General features: G+C 65.5%; 18 protein-coding genes. 8 read left to right on the plus strand and 10 right to left on the minus strand.

The features are described from left to right. Window positions 1-189 precede the first annotated feature (189 nt). From KHZ24_08535 to KHZ24_08545, 3 genes are all read right to left on the minus strand, one after another. A complete protein-coding gene (locus tag KHZ24_08535; protein ID MBS5451238.1) occupies window positions 190-1,296 on the minus strand; it encodes a DUF362 domain-containing protein in 1,107 nt (368 codons plus the stop codon). Window positions 1,297-1,333: 37 nt separating this feature from the next. Next, window positions 1,334-1,711 (minus strand): MerR family transcriptional regulator, encoded by a 378-nt coding sequence (locus KHZ24_08540; protein ID MBS5451239.1) that lies wholly within the window; start codon window positions 1,709-1,711, stop codon window positions 1,334-1,336. Window positions 1,712-1,777: 66 nt separating this feature from the next. Further along, window positions 1,778-2,602: a carboxymuconolactone decarboxylase family protein gene (locus KHZ24_08545; GenBank protein MBS5451240.1), complete on the minus strand. Its 825-nt coding sequence runs from the start codon at window positions 2,600-2,602 to the stop codon at window positions 1,778-1,780. 365 nt (window positions 2,603-2,967) lie between these two features. Here KHZ24_08545 and KHZ24_08550 point away from each other — a divergent pair, with 365 nt between their 5' ends. After that, window positions 2,968-4,065 (plus strand): aldo/keto reductase, encoded by a 1,098-nt coding sequence (locus KHZ24_08550; protein MBS5451241.1) that lies wholly within the window; start codon window positions 2,968-2,970, stop codon window positions 4,063-4,065. A gap of 66 nt (window positions 4,066-4,131) precedes the next feature. On the opposite strand, the gene KHZ24_08555 is transcribed toward KHZ24_08550, so the two are convergent. Beyond that, complete coding sequence (locus KHZ24_08555) at window positions 4,132-5,244, minus strand: hypothetical protein (GenBank protein MBS5451242.1); 1,113 nt, start codon at window positions 5,242-5,244, stop codon at window positions 4,132-4,134. A gap of 555 nt (window positions 5,245-5,799) precedes the next feature. Continuing rightward, on the minus strand, window positions 5,800-6,690 hold the full coding sequence (locus KHZ24_08560) for a LysR family transcriptional regulator (GenBank protein ID MBS5451243.1): 891 nt from the start codon (window positions 6,688-6,690) through the stop codon (window positions 5,800-5,802). Window positions 6,691-6,834: 144 nt separating this feature from the next. On the opposite strand from KHZ24_08560, the gene KHZ24_08565 reads away from it, so the two are divergent. Together KHZ24_08565 and KHZ24_08570 are read left to right on the plus strand one after the other, a co-directional pair. Then, the gene (locus KHZ24_08565; GenBank protein MBS5451244.1) at window positions 6,835-7,722 is read left to right on the plus strand and encodes an aldo/keto reductase; all 888 of its coding nucleotides are present in this window, start codon (window positions 6,835-6,837) and stop codon (window positions 7,720-7,722) included. Between the two features lie 122 nt (window positions 7,723-7,844). Further along, complete coding sequence (locus tag KHZ24_08570) at window positions 7,845-9,143, plus strand: MFS transporter (GenBank protein ID MBS5451245.1); 1,299 nt, start codon at window positions 7,845-7,847, stop codon at window positions 9,141-9,143. Between the two features lie 131 nt (window positions 9,144-9,274). Here KHZ24_08570 and KHZ24_08575 read toward each other — a convergent pair whose 3' ends face one another. Further along, a complete protein-coding gene (locus tag KHZ24_08575; GenBank protein ID MBS5451246.1) occupies window positions 9,275-10,234 on the minus strand; it encodes an alpha/beta hydrolase in 960 nt (319 codons plus the stop codon). A gap of 227 nt (window positions 10,235-10,461) precedes the next feature. Between KHZ24_08575 and KHZ24_08580 the strand changes: the two genes are divergently transcribed. The 3 genes from KHZ24_08580 (at window position 10,462) to KHZ24_08590 (ending at window position 12,500) form a co-directional block, all read left to right on the plus strand. Further along, complete coding sequence (locus tag KHZ24_08580) at window positions 10,462-11,082, plus strand: helix-turn-helix domain-containing protein (GenBank protein ID MBS5451247.1); 621 nt, start codon at window positions 10,462-10,464, stop codon at window positions 11,080-11,082. A 74-nt stretch (window positions 11,083-11,156) separates the two neighbouring features. After that, window positions 11,157-11,792, plus strand: a complete 636-nt coding sequence (locus KHZ24_08585; GenBank protein ID MBS5451248.1) for a flavodoxin family protein — start codon at window positions 11,157-11,159, stop codon at window positions 11,790-11,792. A gap of 255 nt (window positions 11,793-12,047) precedes the next feature. Continuing rightward, window positions 12,048-12,500, plus strand: coding sequence for a helix-turn-helix domain-containing protein (locus tag KHZ24_08590; GenBank protein MBS5451249.1), 453 nt, complete (start codon window positions 12,048-12,050; stop codon window positions 12,498-12,500). A gap of 317 nt (window positions 12,501-12,817) precedes the next feature. On the opposite strand, the gene KHZ24_08595 is transcribed toward KHZ24_08590, so the two are convergent. From KHZ24_08595 to KHZ24_08605, 3 genes are all read right to left on the minus strand, one after another. Beyond that, window positions 12,818-13,297 carry a flavodoxin gene (locus KHZ24_08595; GenBank protein ID MBS5451250.1) on the minus strand — a complete coding sequence of 160 codons (480 nt, stop codon included), beginning with the start codon at window positions 13,295-13,297 and terminating at the stop codon, window positions 12,818-12,820. Between the two features lie 148 nt (window positions 13,298-13,445). Continuing rightward, window positions 13,446-14,078 (minus strand): zinc-binding dehydrogenase, encoded by a 633-nt coding sequence (locus KHZ24_08600; GenBank protein MBS5451251.1) that lies wholly within the window; start codon window positions 14,076-14,078, stop codon window positions 13,446-13,448. A 373-nt stretch (window positions 14,079-14,451) separates the two neighbouring features. After that, complete coding sequence (locus KHZ24_08605) at window positions 14,452-15,657, minus strand: hypothetical protein (protein MBS5451252.1); 1,206 nt, start codon at window positions 15,655-15,657, stop codon at window positions 14,452-14,454. Between the two features lie 199 nt (window positions 15,658-15,856). Here KHZ24_08605 and KHZ24_08610 point away from each other — a divergent pair, with 199 nt between their 5' ends. Then, on the plus strand, window positions 15,857-16,477 hold the full coding sequence (locus tag KHZ24_08610; protein ID MBS5451253.1) for a TetR/AcrR family transcriptional regulator: 621 nt from the start codon (window positions 15,857-15,859) through the stop codon (window positions 16,475-16,477). A gap of 68 nt (window positions 16,478-16,545) precedes the next feature. Here KHZ24_08610 and KHZ24_08615 read toward each other — a convergent pair whose 3' ends face one another. Beyond that, the gene (locus tag KHZ24_08615; protein MBS5451254.1) at window positions 16,546-17,124 is read right to left on the minus strand and encodes a TetR/AcrR family transcriptional regulator; all 579 of its coding nucleotides are present in this window, start codon (window positions 17,122-17,124) and stop codon (window positions 16,546-16,548) included. A gap of 202 nt (window positions 17,125-17,326) precedes the next feature. Between KHZ24_08615 and KHZ24_08620 the strand changes: the two genes are divergently transcribed. Then, the gene (locus KHZ24_08620) at window positions 17,327-18,034 is read left to right on the plus strand and encodes an HXXEE domain-containing protein (GenBank protein ID MBS5451255.1); all 708 of its coding nucleotides are present in this window, start codon (window positions 17,327-17,329) and stop codon (window positions 18,032-18,034) included. The last annotated feature ends 11 nt before the right edge of the window (window positions 18,035-18,045 follow it).

Below are 18,045 nucleotides of genomic sequence, written 5' to 3' on the forward strand. Positions count from 1 at the left end.
CTTCTCTGAGCAAACGCCGCCACAATGAGCCCCCACCCGACGGTCTCGGGCGGCAGATGCCCCACGCGTTCGGCAAGCCAGCCAGAGGCAACAGACAAAAAGGCGTGCCCCTGAGCCGCAGGCAGGCACCTATACCCCCGCCCATCCGGCGGAAACGCGACGGGGGGATCCCCGAAGTAGCTGCGCCTCCTACCTCGCGTCCAGGCTGACGAACTCGTACGTCTGGCCCCCAAGCCCCAGCGCCTCGGCGTGCTCGAGCGCGTGGGCGCCGTTGCGCGACTCGACGCGCTCGATGAGGGCCGCCCCGTCGGGTGCCGCGTACACAAGGTCGAGGCAGGCGCGGTCGAGCGCCACCGGGTCGAGCGAGGCCAGGATGCCGATGTCTGCCATCTCGGGCTCGGCCGGGCTGCTGTCGCAGTCACAGTCCACCGACAGCCGGTTCATGACGTTGACGTAGCAGATGCGCTCGCCCATGTGGTCGGCAACCGCCTTCGCCGCCTCGGCCATGGACTCCAGAAAGTCATCCTGCTCTGCCGAGACCCAGTGATCCCTCGTTTGCCCCGCGCTGTGGATGAGCAGCTTGCCCGCGCGTGACGCGATGCCGATGGAACAGTTCTTGATGGCGCCACTGTAGCCGCCCATCGAATGCCCCTTAAAATGCGCGAGCGACACGAGCGTGTCGTATTCGGCAAGGTGACCGCCCACCATGTCCTCGCTGAGGTGCGTGCCGCCTTCCACCGGCAGCGCCATCTCCCCGTCGGCATCCATGATGTCGACGTCGGCAATCGCCGTGAAGCCGTGGTCGGCCGCAACTTGGAGATGTGCTTCCGTCGAGCCGCGCCCTCCTCCATATGCCGTGTTGCACTCGACGATCGTGGCGCTCAGGCCGCTCACGAGGTCGGCAATGAGGTCGGGCTGCAAGAAGTTGTTCCCGCCCGGCTCGCCAGTCGACAGTTTGACGGCGACGCGCCCCTGCGGCTCGAAGTCCAGCGCCTCGAAAGCACGCACGAGACCCGCCGGGCCGATGTCGCCTGTAAAGTAGACACGCGGAACCGCGCGATCAGATGACGAGGCCGCCCTCCCCCGGGCATCCCCCGACGCCGAGGCACCGGCATTCGCAGCGTCGTCCGCATGCGCGGAGGAACTGGCGGCGGGGGCACCCTCGCCCTGCGCCCGCGATGCCTCGGTGGCACGGGCAGCGCCACCGCGCCCAGCAAGCGCACCGCCTACCGCGGCGCCGGCGCCAACCGCAACAGTGGCGAGAAACGAGCGTCGGTCCAGAGAGCGGTCTTCCATGTCGTGCCTCCTTTTCTGCGGAGAACGCTCGGCAAAACTAGGCCTTCGGCCTTCCGCCGGCATGGGCGATCAGTTCGTCATAGTGGGCGATCTTGTAATCGAGGCGATCAAGTCCAGCCTGAAGCTCCGCCAGCCGCGCCCGCGCCTCCTCACGCTGTTCGACGAGGATGGCCTTGCGCTCCTCGATCGTCTCATCGCCCCTCTCCATGAGGCGCATATACCGGGCCAGCGCCTCGATGGAAACGTTGGCCGAGCGTAGGCACTTCACGAACTCGATACGCGCGCAGTCTTCCTCGCTGTAGTCGCGCACGCCGCTTTCGGAGCGGTGCACGTGGGGAAGCAGACCCGCACGCTCGTAGTAGCGCAGCGTGTCCGCGCTGATCCCATATTTCTCGGCTGCCTCCGCGATGCGCATGAGATGCCTCCTCAGTAGGTTCTAGTAGATCTTGCCAGCTGGACGCGGAGTCGCAGCACAGACGCCTTATGCCTTCGCAGCCTCTTCGACGCAACGGATGGCGTTGAGGCTGCGCGGGTACCCGATATAGGGCACGTTGGCGCTGACAACCTTGAGCAGCAGCGCCCTGTCGTTGCCGACGCGCATGTTGGCGCGCGCATGGCTCGTGAGCTGGGGCTCGCAGCCGCCCTGCGCCGCGAGGTAGCAGAACGTCACAAGCTCGCGGTCCGCGCCCGATAAGCCTTCGCGCGTGTACCAGTCGCCGAAGCAGTTGGCCGAGAGCCAACGGTTGATCTGCGGATACTCCGGGTTACCGCCCGCCGCAAAGCCGACCATGCCCTCGCCGAAGAACTCGACCTGCTTGGCCTCGCCGGCGCTCACACGGCTCTCGAACGTCGGCTCCGTCTCGGCCTGGGCAGGTAGCGGCAGCTGGACACCACGTGCCGTGAACTCGGCATTCGTCGCCGCGAGAAACGGAGCCACGCGTCCGATACCCAGATAGGCCGTCGCCTGGTACACAACCTCCTTCGCCTCGACCGGCGTGATGCCCATGTTGAGCGCCGCTGGCAGCAGGGCGCGAAACTCGTCGATGCCCTGGCAGCCCAGCAGCGTCGCAAGCAGGGAGAGGAAACGCGTGCGGTCGTCGAGCGGCTCGTCTCCCTCCGGAGCGCCCTCACGAACGACCTCGTCGAACGCGAAGTTCTGGAAGCGCTCGATGAACTCGGGGTCCGTCGCGGCAAGCTCGTCGAGCATCGGGTTGCCCTGCGGGAACATACGACCAAGGTAGGCGCGTGCCGCATCGGTGACGTGCGGCTCTGCGGGCCGAGGATCGGAAGCGCTGTCAGAGGCCATGGGATTTCCTTTCACTGGTAGCACCGGCGGACGCGAGAGATGCGCCGAGAACGGGCCGACTTCCCGGCATGCATTCAGGACGCCGCGCCGCAAGGATGTCCATTGAACACCTTGGAGCCCACTCACATGCAAGGTTTCTATAAGCATCCCACGCGCACCGCGCCGGCGGAATATCCGGTTTGTGCAGCCCGCATAAACTGCTGCGCAGCGCGCCAGAGCCCCATGGGCACTTCGTGGACGGAGGCTCCTTCGCCTCTCCACTCCCTTGACTTTGAGCTGGCTCCAGAAGATAGGCTTGTTTTCGGACTAGCGTGTCACCCGAGGTACAGCAAGCATATGGGAGAGGGAGCGTCACGCACATGGGTATGATCTACCGCACGCTGCCGCACGGAGGCGAGCACATCAGCGTCATCGGCCTGGGCTCGGGAGGCTTGCACAACGCTAGCACGGAGGAGGTCGAGAGGACCATCGGCGCAGCTCTGGACGCCGGCATCAACTACTTCGATTTCATTCCGGGCACCGCCGCTCCCTACGAGGGCATGTGCAACGTGCTGCGCGGGCGACGGCGCGACGTCTACCTGCAGGTGCACATCGGCGCCGAGTACACGAGCGGCAACTACGGCTGGACGACCGATGCCGACCTCGCCAAGCGGGAGTTCGAGCGTCGCCTGGCGTCGCTCGACACGGACTATGCCGACTTCGGCTTCATCCACTGCATCGACGAGGACAAGGACCTCGACGCCGTCATGACGGGTGGCATCTGGGAATACGCCTGCGAGATGAAGCGCCGGGGCGTCATCCGCCACCTGGCGTTCAGCACGCACTCGGTGCACATCGCCCGCCGGCTGCTCGCAACCGGTGTCATGGACCTCGCGATGTTTTCCATCAACCCACTCTATGACTACACGGACGCCTCCGAATACGGCAAGGGCGCGGTCGATGAGCGCTACGAGCTCTACCGCGCCCTTGAGGCAGCGGGCGTCGGCATCTCCGTCATGAAGCCGTTCGCTGGCGGGCAACTACTCGACAGCAAGCTCTCCCCGTTCGACCAGGCGCTCACGCGAGCGCAGTGCATCCAGTACGCGCTGGACAGGCCCAGCGTGCTCACGGTTCTGCCCGGCGTGCGCGGCGAGCAGGACCTGCGCGACGTGCTGAGCTACCTCGACACCAGCACCCGGGAGCGCGACTACGGAGTTTTGGGCGAGCTCGCGCCGCGCTCCAGCGAGCCATCGTGCGTCTACTGCAACCACTGCCAACCCTGCCCGCAGGGCATCGAGATCGGCCTGGCCAACAAGTACTACGACTTAGCGCGCCTTGGCGACGGGCTCGCGGCCGACCACTACCGCACGCTCGAGTTGCACGCCTCGGACTGCATCGGTTGCGGCCACTGCGACGATCGCTGCCCGTTCGGCGTCGCGCAGAGCACCCGCATGGAACAGATCGCGGGATACTTCGGGGAGTAAGACAAGGTGGCCCGCAGTCTGGGCAGCATGAGCTGCGGGCCACCTCAATGCGCAATACGCCTCTGCTTACAGGCAGAACCCCGGCACGATGCACAGCTCCAGACTCGCCGCGTAGCCACCTCCGATGACGCCATAGCGGCTGACGCCCGTGAAGCTGTGGCCGACGCCCGGAACCGGCGAGCGCGTCCACCAATCCACCGGCTCCGCTTCATCGCCGTCTGCCATCACTCTGATGAGCGTGGGGTCACCCGACCAGTCCTCATACGCCCGCGTGCCAAGATCGGCGAACAGCTGGTATTGCGAGCCTTCCGGCGCGTAGGCGTCGATGTATTGCTGGCCAAGCGGCAGCGTCGCGGGGTCAACGAGCTCGGCCACGGAGGGAAGCCACACGCGATCGGACGTCACCGTTATGGCAGCGGGGTCAACCGGCTGGAACGGCAGCGTCTCGGCGTCGGTCGACTCGCGCGGCGCATCGACCCCGGCGTTGTTCGTCAGCTTGTTCACCGGCACAACGAGGTCCTTCAAGTCGGATGGGAAGAACTTCAGCGTAACGCCAGGCAGCACGTTGCGCATACCGCTGGCCTCCCAACCGCCAACGTTCGAGTCGGTATAGGGATCCTCGTCGCCGTCATCGTTCATATAGAACGCAATGTCGGCGTTTGCATACATGAAGCTGATGCCGGCCTTGCCCGCCCCATCCGCACGGTCGTCGTGACGAAAGCCGACGATCTGGACGGGAATGCCTGCCGGGTCTCCCGGAACGCCCTCGAGATGGAGCATCTTGACCTGCGTGCCATCGAGCGTGCCATCGGCATTGCACAGGTGGTGCTCGATGGCGATGGCCTGGCCAGCGGCGTCGTCAGGCGCGGCGGAGATAGCCTGTGCGAGCTGGGAGAGCTCGGTCCACGAGTACTCGTCGACCGTCGAGCGCACCGCAACGGAAGCGATGCTGCCCGCGGGTGCCGCGCTGGGCTCCGTGCTCGCAGAATCTGCCGAGGCAGAGTCCCTCGCAATCGAGGAGGTCACCGCAGGCTGGTCGCTCGCACCCGACGGCGCCGCACCAGGCAGCGAGCACCCCGCTGCGCCACCCAGCGCCACTGCCACGGCGAGCGTCGCAAGGCCAGTCGATATCGGCGAGCCCGGCCTCCGCACGCCCACACCCCATACGCGCACTGTCATTCGTGTGACCCCCTCGCCTGCATGACATCCGTTTTCGGTCCGCAAGAGAACGCGGCCCCATCCTACACCCATGCCTGGCTAGACGAGAGGGGGCACGGCGCGTCGCTTCGAAAGCAGTAAGACCCGCCCTCGCCAGCCAAATGGGCGCAGTTTTCGATTGTGCGAGGTTGTGCGAAATGTCGGCGTGAAAATGGGCGCGAATCACGGCTGTGCAAGGTTTGCAACGGGCTCGGACGCGTGCCCCTCAAGGTGCCATGAGCAAACCTGCAGGTAGGATGCTTGGGGATTGCCGGGCAGAGATCCGCGTCAAGAAAACCGGCGCCACAAACCTGGCAGAGCCGCAATTCGCGCCCAATTTCAGGAGCCCATTTTGCAAAACCTCGCACATCCGCAATTCGCGCCCAGGCGTGAGCGCCCTCGAGGCCGTGCGGGGCTCCGGAGACGGCGAAGTGGGCACAGCTGATGCCGCATCGCGATGCCGGCATACGCAGGCGGAACCACACCGCGAGCAAGATCACCCTTGCGCGCGAACGCCCGGGCGTCGGGGGCCGCGCCCTACCCCGCCAGCACGGCAGACAGCGCCGCGAGGAAGCGCGTCACGCCGGGCGCGGGGTCACGAGCGTAGAGCAGGGCGCAGGCGGCACGGTGCTCCGGCACGAGCGGCACGCTCACGAGCATCGGATGTAAGCCGCTCCACGAGCCCGACGTCACGAGGGCCCCTCCCTCCTCGGCGCACTCGTTGAACAGCCCGAGCGTATACGTCTCCACGTCGACAACCTCGACGGACGGCACCGCGGCAAGCTCGTCGCGCAGAGCGTCCGCCCCCTCGCTCGCGTGGCGCAACGCGTGGACGCGCACACCCGCGAGATCCTCGACCCGCAGGTCCCTCTTCGTAGCCAGCGGACTCTGGCGCGGCACGTCGATAGCGAGCGCGGCGTCGCCCATCGGCTGCACCCCGCAGCGTCCCTCCCACCGCACGGGCGACCAACTCGTCAGGATGAGGTCGATATCGCGCCCCAAGTTCCCCACGACGTCGAGGCGCGCGTCATAGATGTCGCCGACAGGCACGAGCTCGAGCCTGAGCGTGAGGTCGAGGGCATGCACCTGCGGCCACAGCTCAAGCACCTTACGCCCCGGGCACATGAGCGAGACCCCGAGCCGCACCGCCTGCCCGCCCCGGCCCGCGAGCTCTCGCGCCCGGCGCAGTGCGTCGTCGGACTGCCGCATGAGCGAGCGCGCGTCCTCGACGAGCGACGACCCGGCAGGCGTCAGCGTCACGCCCCGGCGCGTGCGGTCGAACAGCGTCACGCCGTGCTCCGCCTCGAACGAACTGACCTGCTTGGCAAGCGCCGGCACGGAGATACTCAGCCGCTCGGCAGCCTTCGAAAGGCTTCCGAGCTCGGCGGCGACCACGATGGCTTCAAGCCTTCTGTCGTAAAGCGGCACTCTTCTCCCTTCTTTGCACAGAGGCATCCAGTATAAGGTTTTAGTTAATACCATTGCTCATCATCGGGTATTCCGAAGCCGGCCGCACGCATCTACCCTTTAAACCGCACGCTCAGAGGTTCCGTCATTCGGAAAGGATGCCCCATGCCGTCTGTAAGCCACGAGCTCTCCCCTACCGTTACGCTTCCGAACGGCGTCGAGATGCCGCGCCTGGGCTTCGGCGTCTACCAAATCCCCGATGTCGACCAATGCACCCAAGCCGTCGAGGACGCCATCGACGCCGGCTATCGCCTCATCGACACCGCAGCTTCCTACTACAACGAGCAGGCCGTCGGATGCGGCATCGCCCACGCCCTGGAGCGTGGGGGCGTCGCGCGCGACGAGCTGTTCGTCGCCACGAAGGTGTGGGTGCAGGATGCGGGATACGCTGCCACGATGGGGGCCTTCGAGACATCGCTGGCAAAGCTCGGCCTCGACTGCCTCGACCTTTACCTCGTCCATCAGCCGCTCTCCGACTACTACGGTAGTTGGCGCGCCCTTGAAGAGCTCTACCGCGCTGGGCGAGTCCGTGCCATCGGCGTCTGCAACTTCGGCGAGGAGCGCCTGGCCGACCTGTGCTTGGGCAGCCGCATCGCCCCGATGATCGACCAGGTTGAGATCCATCCGTTCTGTCAGCGCACCGAGCTCCTTGCAACGATGCACGAGTTCAACGTGCAGGCACAGGCGTGGGGTCCGTTTGCCGAGGGGCGACACGGGCTGTTCGCAAACCCCGTGCTCACGGAGATCGGCGCCGCGCACGGTAAGAGCACCGCCCAGGTCGCGCTGCGCTGGAACTTGCAGCTCGGCAACATCGTGCTCGCAAAGTCAACCCATGCGGAACGCATGCGGGAGAACGCCGTCATCTGGGACTTCTCGCTGAGCGAGGACGAGATGGCGCGCATCGCAGCGCTCGATACCGGCAAAAGTGCGTTTATCGGTCATGCAAGCGTCGAGTCCGTGCGCATGCGCTACGGCGTAAAGGTACACGAGTAGAATCGGCGCCCCCGACCAACTCCCAAGGAATCGAGCCCCCGTTGTCCAGAGTCTCCCGCACAAGCTCCCGCACCGCACAGGGCAGCTTCAACCCCGTCGCCATGCTCGCGGCATCGGCGGCGATGTTCCTCGCCTGCATGGACATCCTCATCACCAACATCGCACTGCCCGCCATCTCGGCCGAGCTCGGCGGCGGCATGACGGCGCAGCAGTGGGTCGTCGACGGCTACACGCTACCCTTCGCTACGCTGCTGCTTCTTGCGGGCAACCTCTCGGACCGCCTGGGCGCCCGACGCGTCTTTGCCCTGGGCACGGCGGCATTTGCGGCAAGCTCGCTCGTGTGCGCCCTGGCCGGCAGCATCGCCGTGCTCGTTGCGGGCCGCGCCCTGCTCGGCGTGGCGGCGGCCCTCATCTTGCCCTCGTCGATGACCGTCATCAACGAGGCCTACCCCCGCGAGGCCGACCGTCGCCGAGCGCTCGCCATCTGGGGCGTCGGCGGCTCAGCGGCAACGGCCGCAGGGCCGCTGCTCGGCGGCCTGCTTGTGCCGATCCACTGGAGCCTCGTCTTCTCGATCAACATCCCCATCTGCGTCGTCATCTTGATGCTCTGCCTGCGGCTGGGCCCCTCCCGGCGCACACGTGCGCCGTTTGACGCCATAGGCCAGGCGCTGGCCATCGTAGGGCTGGGCTGCCTCGTCGGCGGCATCATCGAGGGCGGCTCGGAGGGTTTCGGCTCCCCGCTTGTGGTGGGGATGCTCGTCGCTGGTGTGCTGGGATGCATTGCGTTCGTAGTCTCGCAGGCCCACGTTCAGCACCCCATGATGCCGCTTTCGCTGTTTCGCTCGCCCGGCATGCGCGTGGCCCTGCTCGGCGGCTTCTCGATGATTCTCAACTGGAACGGCCTCATCTTCCTCTGCACGCTGTTCCTGCAGCAGGAGCTGGGCCTCGCGCCGCTTACCGCCGGCCTCGCGTTCGTTCCGTCAGCCATCATCGCCATCGGGGGCAATCTGGCATCTGACCGGCTCTCGGGTGCGCGTGGTGTGCGCTTCACCATCTTCGTGGGCATCGCGTCCATGGTGTGTGGCTATGCGCTGTTGGCGATCTGCTCTGGGACGGGTGCGCTCGACGTCGTCAGCGTCGCGACTGGCGTGTGCTTCGCAGGAGTTGGCGGCTCCATCACGACACCCTGCCTGGCCAACCTCGTCCTGCGCTGCGCCGCGCCGGAGCAGTCCGGCATCGCAAGCGCCGTCTTCAACACGATGCGCCAGGTGGGAGGCGCCATCGGCATCGCCGTGTTCGGCGTGCTCGTCACGGCGCTGCCCACGTTCGGCGCGGGGCTGGCGGCGTCGTTTGCCATCTCGCTGGCGCTGCTCGCACTCATGATCGTCTGCACCATACGGCTGAAGGCGAGCCGCGCGTAGGAAAACGCGCGCGCCTCTCGAGGAGCACCGCGCTAGGGCGATTTCTTGCCAGCTCGCTCTAGCAAACGCCGCACCAAAGCGGATTCTTGCCGCAAGCCGCCCTCAGCGCGGGCTCCCGGCACCCCGACTCCCTACGCTCCCATCGCGGCGCGCAAGAAAGTGACACGGCGCTCGATGGCGTCATGGGTCAGAGCGCAATCGAACACGAAGTCGTAGCCGTGCACGGTGCCGTGCGTCTCGTTAACCTCCACGGAAACGCCGGCACCCGCCAGCCTCCCCGCATAGGCGAGCGCCTCGTCGTGCAGGCAATCGAACTCGCACGTCTCCACATAGGTGGGCGGCAACCCCACAAGCCGGGCGTCGGACACGTCCATCGGCGCAGCGTACTCTGGGTGTTCGGCGAGCAGCCGCTCCGCCTCGGAGCTACGGCGCCCCTCCCTCCCGAGATAGAAGCGCCACATCGCCGGAACCTGGCGCGCGTTGAACATCGGGACGTCCGTGAAGCGCTGCATGGACTCACCCTCCGCCGCACGATCGGTCACGGGGTACGCAAGCATCTGAGCGCACGGCACAAAGCCAAGCTCATCGCGGGCCACGAAGCACAGCGAGGCTGCCAAGGCCCCGCCGGCGCTGTCGCCGCCCACCGCAACGTGCGCGGGATCGATGCCCAGATCGCTCGCACGCTCCAGCAGCCAGATCAGCGCGTTGAGGCAGTCGTAGAGAGGCGTCGGGAACGGATACCGGGGCGCGAGGCGATAGTCCGCGTACAGCACGGAGCACCCCGCTCGCTCAGCGTAGGCACGCGCAAGGCGGTAATGGTAGGCGGCGCCCTTCATCGCAAACGCCCCGCCGTGCAGGTAGAGCAGGCAGCCTCGCGAAAAACGCGTCGCCGGCTCGTACAGCAGCGCGGGCACCGTCGCCCCGTCGCGTGCCGGGATGTCCACGCGCGTCACGCGCATGGCGTCATCGGAGCGCTCGCGATCGAGCAGACGACCTTGCACCAAGATGCTCGCCGCAATCGTCAGCCTGTTGAACGGCCCTTTCATGCGAGCCAGGCTCGCGAGCTGCGGGTCGATGTCATAGCGCGCCATGGGGTCTCCCTGATGTTTGTAACCCTGTCTACCGCGCGCCATTATCAGGCATGCAAGTACCACCGGCCCACTCGCACCCCGGAACTCCACGCTCAGTAGGTACCAGCGAGGCGTCTCTCATCCGATAATGAGCCCTGCGAGCACACGGAGGCCACCCGGGCCCACCGTTCCGCACCCGCTCGCCCATCCTAAAGAAGCTGGCCTCACCACAAACCCGAAAGGATCCCATGAGCACCTACCTCACCGCCGACACCATCCGCACGCTGCGCGAGGGGCGCGGCCTGACACAGCGCGCCCTGGCCGAGGCCCTCGGCGTCACCGACAAGGCCGTCTCGAAGTGGGAGACCGCCCGCGGCCTGCCCGACATCACGCTCGTGGAGCCGCTCGCCCAGGCGCTCGGCGTCTCAGTGGCCGAGCTGCTCACCGGCGACGTCCGCACGAACGCCAACCGCGCGGGCAACATGCTGCGCTCGACGTTCTACGTGTGCCCTCTGTGCGGCAACGTCGTCCACTCCTTGGGCGAGGGGTCGTTCACCTGCTGCGGGAGCACACTGCTGCCCCAGGAGGCCGAAGAACCCGGCGACGGTGACGCTCACGCCTTCACCATCGAACGCGTCGAAAACGACTGGTACCTCACGCTCGACCACCCGATGACGAAGACGCACTACATCAGCTTCATGGCCTACGTCACGAGCGACGCCGTCACCATCAAGAAGCTCTACCCCGAGCAGGCCGCCGAGGCGCGCTTTCCCATGCGCGGCTCGGGCTGGCTCTACCTCTACTGCAACCAGCACGGCCTGTTCCGCCTCAAGACACCGCGCGTGCCCAGGGAGCCCCGCACGCGGTAGCACGAACGTGCACTCCACAGCCCGCGCGCCTACAATGGGGCCGCAATCCACAACCAAGGAGAGGGAGCCCCACCATGAAGGTCATGCTTGTGAACGGCAGCCCACACAAGGCCGGCTGCACGAACCGCGCGCTCGAGGAGATCGCTGCGACGCTCGCAACGGAGGGCGTCGACAGCGAGATCTACTGGATTGGCGCCAAGCCCATCGGCGGTTGTGCAGCGTGCCAAGGGTGCTCGACGCGTGGCGAGTGCGTCTTCAAGGACAAGGTCAACGAGTTTCGTCCGCTGGCTGCCGCGGCCGACGGCTTCGTGTTCGGCGCGCCGGTGCACTACGCCCACGCCGGAGCCTCGCTGCTCGGCTTCATGGACCGGCTGTTCTACTCCGACGGTCGAGCCAGCCACCCGAGCTCGTTTGCGTTCAAGCCCGCAGCCGCCATCGTCAGCGCCCGGCGCGCCGGCACCACGGCGGCGTTCGAGGACATCAACAAGTTCTTTACGATCAACCAGATGCCCATCGTGAGCTCGCGCTACTGGAACATGGTGCACGGCAACACGGCCGAGGAGGTCGAGCACGACGAGGAGGGTCTGCGCACGATGCGCATCCTGGCGCGCAACATGGCCTGGATGCTTCGCTGCATCGAGGCAGGCCGCGCTACCGGCATCACGCCGCCTGCAACTGAGGCTGGGCCGGCGACGAATTTCATCCGATAGCAGGCATGCGACCCGGGGACGGATCTCTCACACGGCGCCACCACAAGGGCTGCACGCCAAAACGACACCCCCGCACAACCGCACCGCCCCCGAGGGACGTAGCCCCTCAGGGGCGGCTTCGTCTCAGGGGAGCCCAAAAAGCACAGGAACCGCCGCGTGCAACAACTCGTTGCGTGACCACGCGGGATCAGCCGCCTACACTAGGGGGAGCACAAACCCAAGCGCACAAACCCCCGAAGGAGACAGGAGCGCCCCATGGCCATCAAAGACGTGCTGCCCCAGCTGCGCCGCGAGCGAGGACTCACCCAGGAAGATCTTGCCCGCAAGCTTTTCATCACGCGACAGGCCGTGAGTCGCTGGGAAACCGGCGAGACCTCGCCCGGCATCGACATGACGAAGCTCATCGCACTCGCGCTCGACGTGCCCATCACCAGCCTGCTCGAGATGCCCGAGCACTACTGCCAAAGCTGCGGCATGATGTTCACTGCATCCGACCAGTACGCCCACGAGGCCGACGGCTCCGTGACGCACGACTACTGCAAGTGGTGCTACGACAAGGGCGCCTACACGTACGAGACCACCATGGACGAGATGATCGAGGACTGCGCCCCGCGCATGGCCGAGGCGATGGGCTGGACCGTCGACGAGTCAGCCTCCTTACTCGGCGCCGTCCTGCCCACCCTCGAGCGGTGGAGGCAGACAGAGTAGGGCCGCGTGCGTCTTGGGCGCATCTCGCGGTTGTGCGAGGTCTTGCAAAACGGCAGGCCGAATCTGGCCCCGATTTGCGTTCGTGCTAGGTTTGCGCGGCCATTCGCGAGTCAAAATCGAGCCAACATGCAACCCGCGCCTCATCTACCTGCGGGTTCTTTGTGCAACAGGGCCTCCCGCACCCAAACCAACCCGCGCAAACCTAGCACAACCGAATTTCGGGGCCAATTTGGGAGCCCCGTTTCGCAAAACCTAGCAGAACCGCGTTTTGCGCCCCACCATTATGTTTTGTGCCCCGCCGACACCAAACAGTTCCCCTACAGCCCGAGTCCCTGAGCCCATGCGGTCAGCTCGTTCTCGGAGGCATTTGCCTCGAAGCGCTTCTGACCCACCCACGTAGCATCCGGCGCCAGGGCGCTCAGCGTGTCCTGGGACTTCCCCATGCCGCTCGAGCCCGACGTCGCGAACAGCGCGACCTTCTTGCCCGCAAGGTCGGCGCCCTCCACGAACGTGTCGATGATCGTTGGCGCCGTGTACCACCAGATCGGGAAGCCGATGAGCACCTCGTCGTAGCCGCCCAGGTCAGGCAACTCACCGGCGATGGCCGGGCGCGACGAGGGATCCTGCATCTCAATCGTGCTACGGCTCTTCTTGTTCGTCCAGTCCAGGTCGGCGTCGGTGTAGGGTTGCTCTGGCACGATCTCGTAGAGGTCGGCCCCGATGCCCGCGGCCAGGCGCTGCGCGAGCGCCTTCGTCACGCCGCTGGCAGAGAAATACGCAACGAGCTTCTTGCCCATGGTGAGCCTCCTCACTCTTCCGGGGCGACCGATTCGCTCCTCGCCAGGAATCGTACCCCCTGAAGTCAGCTCTAAGGCAATCGACCATCGCCGCGGGCATACGCAGGCTCCCCATCTTCAGGGAGTCCCGCACTCCACGGCATAGCCCCTACACTCGGATGACGACCTTGCCACGCGGATGGTCCCGCACGATGTCGGGAAGTCCCCGCATCGCCGCGCCCAGGCCGTCAAGCACCTGCAGGCCCGGATGCAACCCCGAGCTTGCCATGGCCCGTACCACCCGCGGCAGCACACCTTTGCCAATCTGCGAGAAGAACAGCGCCACTTTCAGGCGCTTCCCTCTCAGTGGCAGCGTCAACACGCCAGGGCTCGCCAGGCTCGTGCCCAGCAGCACGAACGTTCCGCCCGGACGCAGCACGCGAGCGAACTCCCGCGCCGGCGTCCGTCCGTTCACGCCGATCGCCGCGTCGGCCATGCCGTCCGGGACGCCCTTTAGGACCCCTCCGCCATAGTCGACAGTGCACTTCGCCCCGCACGCCCGCGCTATCTCGAAGTTGCGCGCACTGCATGCCGCCGTCACCTCAGCCCCGAGCGCGATCGCCAGCAGCACGGCATACTGGCCGACGCCACCCGACGCCCCGCACACGAGCAGGCGCTTCCCCGCGAGCTCCGGCAACGTATCCGCACCCGCCGACGCGCCGACCTTGCTCAGCGCCGCGTAAGCCGTGACGCTCGCCGATGGCAGGGCCGCCGCCTCCTCGAGAGGCATCCCCTCGGGCACGGGCGTCGCCCATCGTGCATCGAGCACCGCAAGCCCGGCAGCGCCCCCCCGCAAGCCCCGGCGTCACACCGCACACGACATCCCCCGGTGCAAAGCCGTCCACATTCGCACCGCATGAGACAATCGTCCCCGCAACGTCGGAGCCCACGACCCTGCCCTTTTGTCAGCAGTGACTCACTCGCAAAGTCCGCCCTGTTAAGCGCGCAGCACGCCACGCGCACAAGCAGTTGGCCCTTACCCGGCTGCGGATTCGTGCGCTCTTCACACGCATAGCCGCCGCTTTTTCTCACAAGCACACGCATACCGCAGCCTCTTCCCGTTCCGCCCGAATCGCCAGATTCGCAGGCAACCAACCATCCGCCGCAGGTCAGCGCTATCGACGCGGGTCATGCTCCATCTTGGCGCGCACTGTTGTGCCCATGTACACGAACTCGTAGATGAGCTCGCCCGAGCGCTCAACCCGGGCCGACTCGCCCGCATCGCCGTCCTCGAGCACGAGCGTTCCTTCGCCCACGTTGCGCGTCGTCGAGGGCTGCAGGTCACGCTGGCGCAGCGCAGCCTGAACCGGCTCGGGCAGGGCACCCGTGGGATAGCGCGCCTCGAGCTCACGCTTGAGCGCGATCGTCCACGCAGCAGTCCTCGCGCCGTCGCGGAATACGTACTCGATGCGTTTGGGATACGTCTTGCCCGACAGTGGCTCGACGTACTCCTCCAAGAACGTGCACTGCGGCGTGTCGAGATCCTGCATCACGAGGTTGCCGTCGGCGTCTTCGAGGAAGAACATCGGCAGACGCTCGTAGCCAAAGCTCCGCTGCGTCCCAATGTCAAACACGAGCGCCGCATAGTCACCGAAGTCCTGGCGTCCCCAGATCCAGTGATCCCACGTGGCATTGTGCTCCATGTTGCCCCACTGGTGGTCATGATAGCCAGCACCGCTGACCGCGTGAGAAGCCCCGTCGTAGTACAGCGTTCCGGTCACGGTGCCACGCGGCACGGCGCACAGCCACGTGAAGTAGCCCTTGCCGTCCTCACCGAACGCAAAGCCGCCCGCACCGGGTCGCCAGGGCCGCGACGTACTTACCAGTGTGAGGTCGACGCCCACGGGAGACATCCCCGCCTCACCCGAACCGTTAGAGCCCTCCGTACGGTCAACGTGGATGCGATACGTCTGCAGGTCACCCTCAACGAAGTGCGGCCCAAAGCGCACATCGCAGCGCCCCTCAGCAAACTGGGCATCCGCAGTGTTTAGCACTACGTTGTCCTTGAACTCGCGGCCCTCGGCGTCCGTGATCTTCACGACGACAGAGGGCAGCGTGCCGTCCTGGGCGATCGTCGTGTTGTCCTTCGTGTTGAAGTGGATGACCACCGTCGAGCCGTCGTCGAGAATGAAGTCGAAGTACCACCACTCGTATGCGCCGGCACGATCGTCGTCGCGGCGTCCATCTTCCCACACCTCGATGGCGCCCGGCTTCGTGCCCATGCGCGCGTAGTCTTCCGGGCGATTCATCAGGCGCACAGGAACCGGTTGATCCCCCTGCGCGATCCGCATCCCTTCGCCGCTTCCCATTCCGTTCGTCATACAGCACGACTCCTCTCATGCCTCATCGCAGGGGCTCACGTCTGGCAGCACCGCTACGCCCCTTGCATCGAATTGCTTGCCGATACATAATGTATCCGCACATTGATGAAACAATACGTATCAGCGATGAGTCATATGGAGCAGAGGTGTTTCACCAAGAGAGGAGTCGCAGGTGAAGGCAGGTGCGCGCAAAGACATCATGCAAGGAGTCGACACGAAGAGAGCCGGCTTCGACACATCCCGCCCACAAAATGCCCTCGCAGGAAACGTCATGCGCAACGAGCAGGCCCGAAACCGCCTCGTCAACGCCCTGTTCACGCTCATGGGCCGCATGCGCTTCTCGGAAATCACGGTGAGCGACCTCGTGCGCGAGGCAGGCGTGGCACGTATAACGTACTATCGCAACTTCGAGGCAAAAGAGGACATCGTAGAGGCGTACATGGAGGGGCTGCACCGGGCCATCGTCCAGGAAGATGCCTCACCAGGCACCGCGGCATCCGCCAAGAAACTCTTGGACGAGGGCGCGCTCGCCGCAGGCTTTGCCCGATCGCTCGCCCTCATGCGCGACGAGAGCGAACGTATCCTGACGCTCGTCCACGGCGGTTTCACGACCACGCTGCAGCACATGATGGACGGCTATCTCGAGGAGCGCCTCGGCGACATGCCAGCCTCCTCCATCGAGCGCTTCGAGCTGTACTTCGTCTCGGGAGCCATGCTCAACGTCCTCGTCCAGTGGCTCGAGCAGGGGGCGGAGGAGGAGCCGGCCGACCTCGCCCTCTTCGTCGCGCAGCTTCTGCACAGAGGGCTTCCGCAGGCGTAGGATGGCCCATGCGCAGTTGGCCGACAGCCCTGCCAGACCAGGCTCGCAAGGACCAAGCCAACCCCGACTTACGCGCGGCCAGCCGCCTCGCCTTTCAACCCTTCGGCAACGAGACCCACCGCGTGTGCAACCGCCTCGTAGATCTCCTCGGGATTGTCGGACTGCCCCCGTGCGCACCATGCGCTCATGACCGCTGGCATGATGCTCGTGAGGATGGCGACGAGATAATCGTAGTCTCGCTCCGACAGGTCCTCCCCGCCGACATAGAGCCAGCGCACGAGGTCGCCGCGCCGCTGGTGCGCGTCGTAGATGATGCCGATCAGGTTGTTGTCAACCAGTGCCTTGAGCAACGTCTTCTGCTCGGTCCACGTGCGCGCGAAAAACAGGAACACCTCGCGATTCGACGCAAACCGCCGCCGAGCGAGACCCTCGCCAACCTCGTCGAATATCTGGTCACAGCGATAGACGAGCACATCTTCCACGGAGTCGAACAGCCGATAAAACGTCGCTCGGCTCACGTAGGATGCCTCATTGATATCAGTGATGCGAATGTTCTTGAGCTCCGTTGTCTCCAGGCAGCGCTCGAGCCCCTCCCAGATGAGCCACGCAGATCTCCGCGCCCGCTTGTCTTTCGAAATGTGATACACGCTTCACATCCTCTCCGGACGCCCCAGAACAACTCCTCGCGTTGCGAGACACTTTGGCGCGATCCGTACAACAACTTCTAAGACTCTTGTCTCAGAATAGCACACTTCGATACATTAGTCTCGTAATGTATCGACAGATACGCAGAAAGCCGGCATCCCGCGGAAAACGCCAGGTGCCGCAGTCAGGAAAGGGTCCCAGGGAATGGACACGAACAAGAAGGGCTTCGACTGGTGGTGCGATCGCATGTGGATCAAGGTGGGATGCTGCATCACGGGCGTCATAGTCGTCGCAATGCTGATCAACTGGCAAACGTGGTCGCCCGCTCTCAAGTGCGTATTCGCCATCGCCGCGCTCATCCCCCTGCACGTCGTGGAGGAGTGGGTGTTCCCCGGCGGCTTTAACTACCAGTATAACAGGGTGCTCTATCGATCCGACGTGCCGGACCGCTACCCCATGTGCCGCGCTTCGGACATGTTCACGAACCTCGGCACGACGGTGATGTACGCCATCTTCGGCATCATCTGCCTCGCGACGGGCGGCAACGTCCCCGCTGGCCTCGTGATGGGCACGCTGGCGTTCTGCGTCCTTGAGGTGTGCGCGCACACGGCGTTTGGCATCTGGGGCTATCGCACGTTCCAGTCCGCCGGCAAGTCGACGATCTACGGCCCCGGCTCCATCACGGCCTACCTCGGCTTCTTCCCCATCGGCGTCATCGCGCTCTACAGCCTGCAGGGCCAGGTGATCGGCGGCATGGACTGGCTCATGGCCATCGGCGTGCTCGCCATCATCGCCGTCGTGTGGATCCTCATCCCCGAGAATACGCTCAAGCGCAAGGATTCGCCGTACTTCTTCGAGACGAACGGCTACTTCGACCGCTTCCTCGACAAGGATGGCAAGCGCGCCGCGTAGGAGAGTCGACA

The sequence above is a fragment of the Coriobacteriia bacterium genome (assembly GCA_018368455.1).
GTDB lineage: Bacteria > Actinomycetota > Coriobacteriia > Coriobacteriales > UMGS124 > JAGZEG01.

Coding starts and splice junctions, on each gene's coding strand:
- KHZ24_08535 (MBS5451238.1), bottom strand. CDS start 1,296: ATGGAAGACCGCTCTCTGGACCGACGCTCGTTTCTCGCCACTGTTGCG.
- KHZ24_08540 (MBS5451239.1), bottom strand. CDS start 1,711: ATGCGCATCGCGGAGGCAGCCGAGAAATATGGGATCAGCGCGGACACG.
- KHZ24_08545 (MBS5451240.1), bottom strand. CDS start 2,602: ATGGCCTCTGACAGCGCTTCCGATCCTCGGCCCGCAGAGCCGCACGTC.
- KHZ24_08550 (MBS5451241.1), top strand. CDS start 2,968: ATGATCTACCGCACGCTGCCGCACGGAGGCGAGCACATCAGCGTCATC.
- KHZ24_08555 (MBS5451242.1), bottom strand. CDS start 5,244: ATGACAGTGCGCGTATGGGGTGTGGGCGTGCGGAGGCCGGGCTCGCCG.
- KHZ24_08565 (MBS5451244.1), top strand. CDS start 6,835: ATGCCGTCTGTAAGCCACGAGCTCTCCCCTACCGTTACGCTTCCGAAC.
- KHZ24_08570 (MBS5451245.1), top strand. CDS start 7,845: ATGTTCCTCGCCTGCATGGACATCCTCATCACCAACATCGCACTGCCC.
- KHZ24_08575 (MBS5451246.1), bottom strand. CDS start 10,234: ATGGCGCGCTATGACATCGACCCGCAGCTCGCGAGCCTGGCTCGCATG.
- KHZ24_08580 (MBS5451247.1), top strand. CDS start 10,462: ATGAGCACCTACCTCACCGCCGACACCATCCGCACGCTGCGCGAGGGG.
- KHZ24_08585 (MBS5451248.1), top strand. CDS start 11,157: ATGAAGGTCATGCTTGTGAACGGCAGCCCACACAAGGCCGGCTGCACG.
- KHZ24_08590 (MBS5451249.1), top strand. CDS start 12,048: ATGGCCATCAAAGACGTGCTGCCCCAGCTGCGCCGCGAGCGAGGACTC.
- KHZ24_08595 (MBS5451250.1), bottom strand. CDS start 13,297: ATGGGCAAGAAGCTCGTTGCGTATTTCTCTGCCAGCGGCGTGACGAAG.
- KHZ24_08605 (MBS5451252.1), bottom strand. CDS start 15,657: ATGACGAACGGAATGGGAAGCGGCGAAGGGATGCGGATCGCGCAGGGG.
- KHZ24_08610 (MBS5451253.1), top strand. CDS start 15,857: ATGCAAGGAGTCGACACGAAGAGAGCCGGCTTCGACACATCCCGCCCA.
- KHZ24_08620 (MBS5451255.1), top strand. CDS start 17,327: ATGGACACGAACAAGAAGGGCTTCGACTGGTGGTGCGATCGCATGTGG.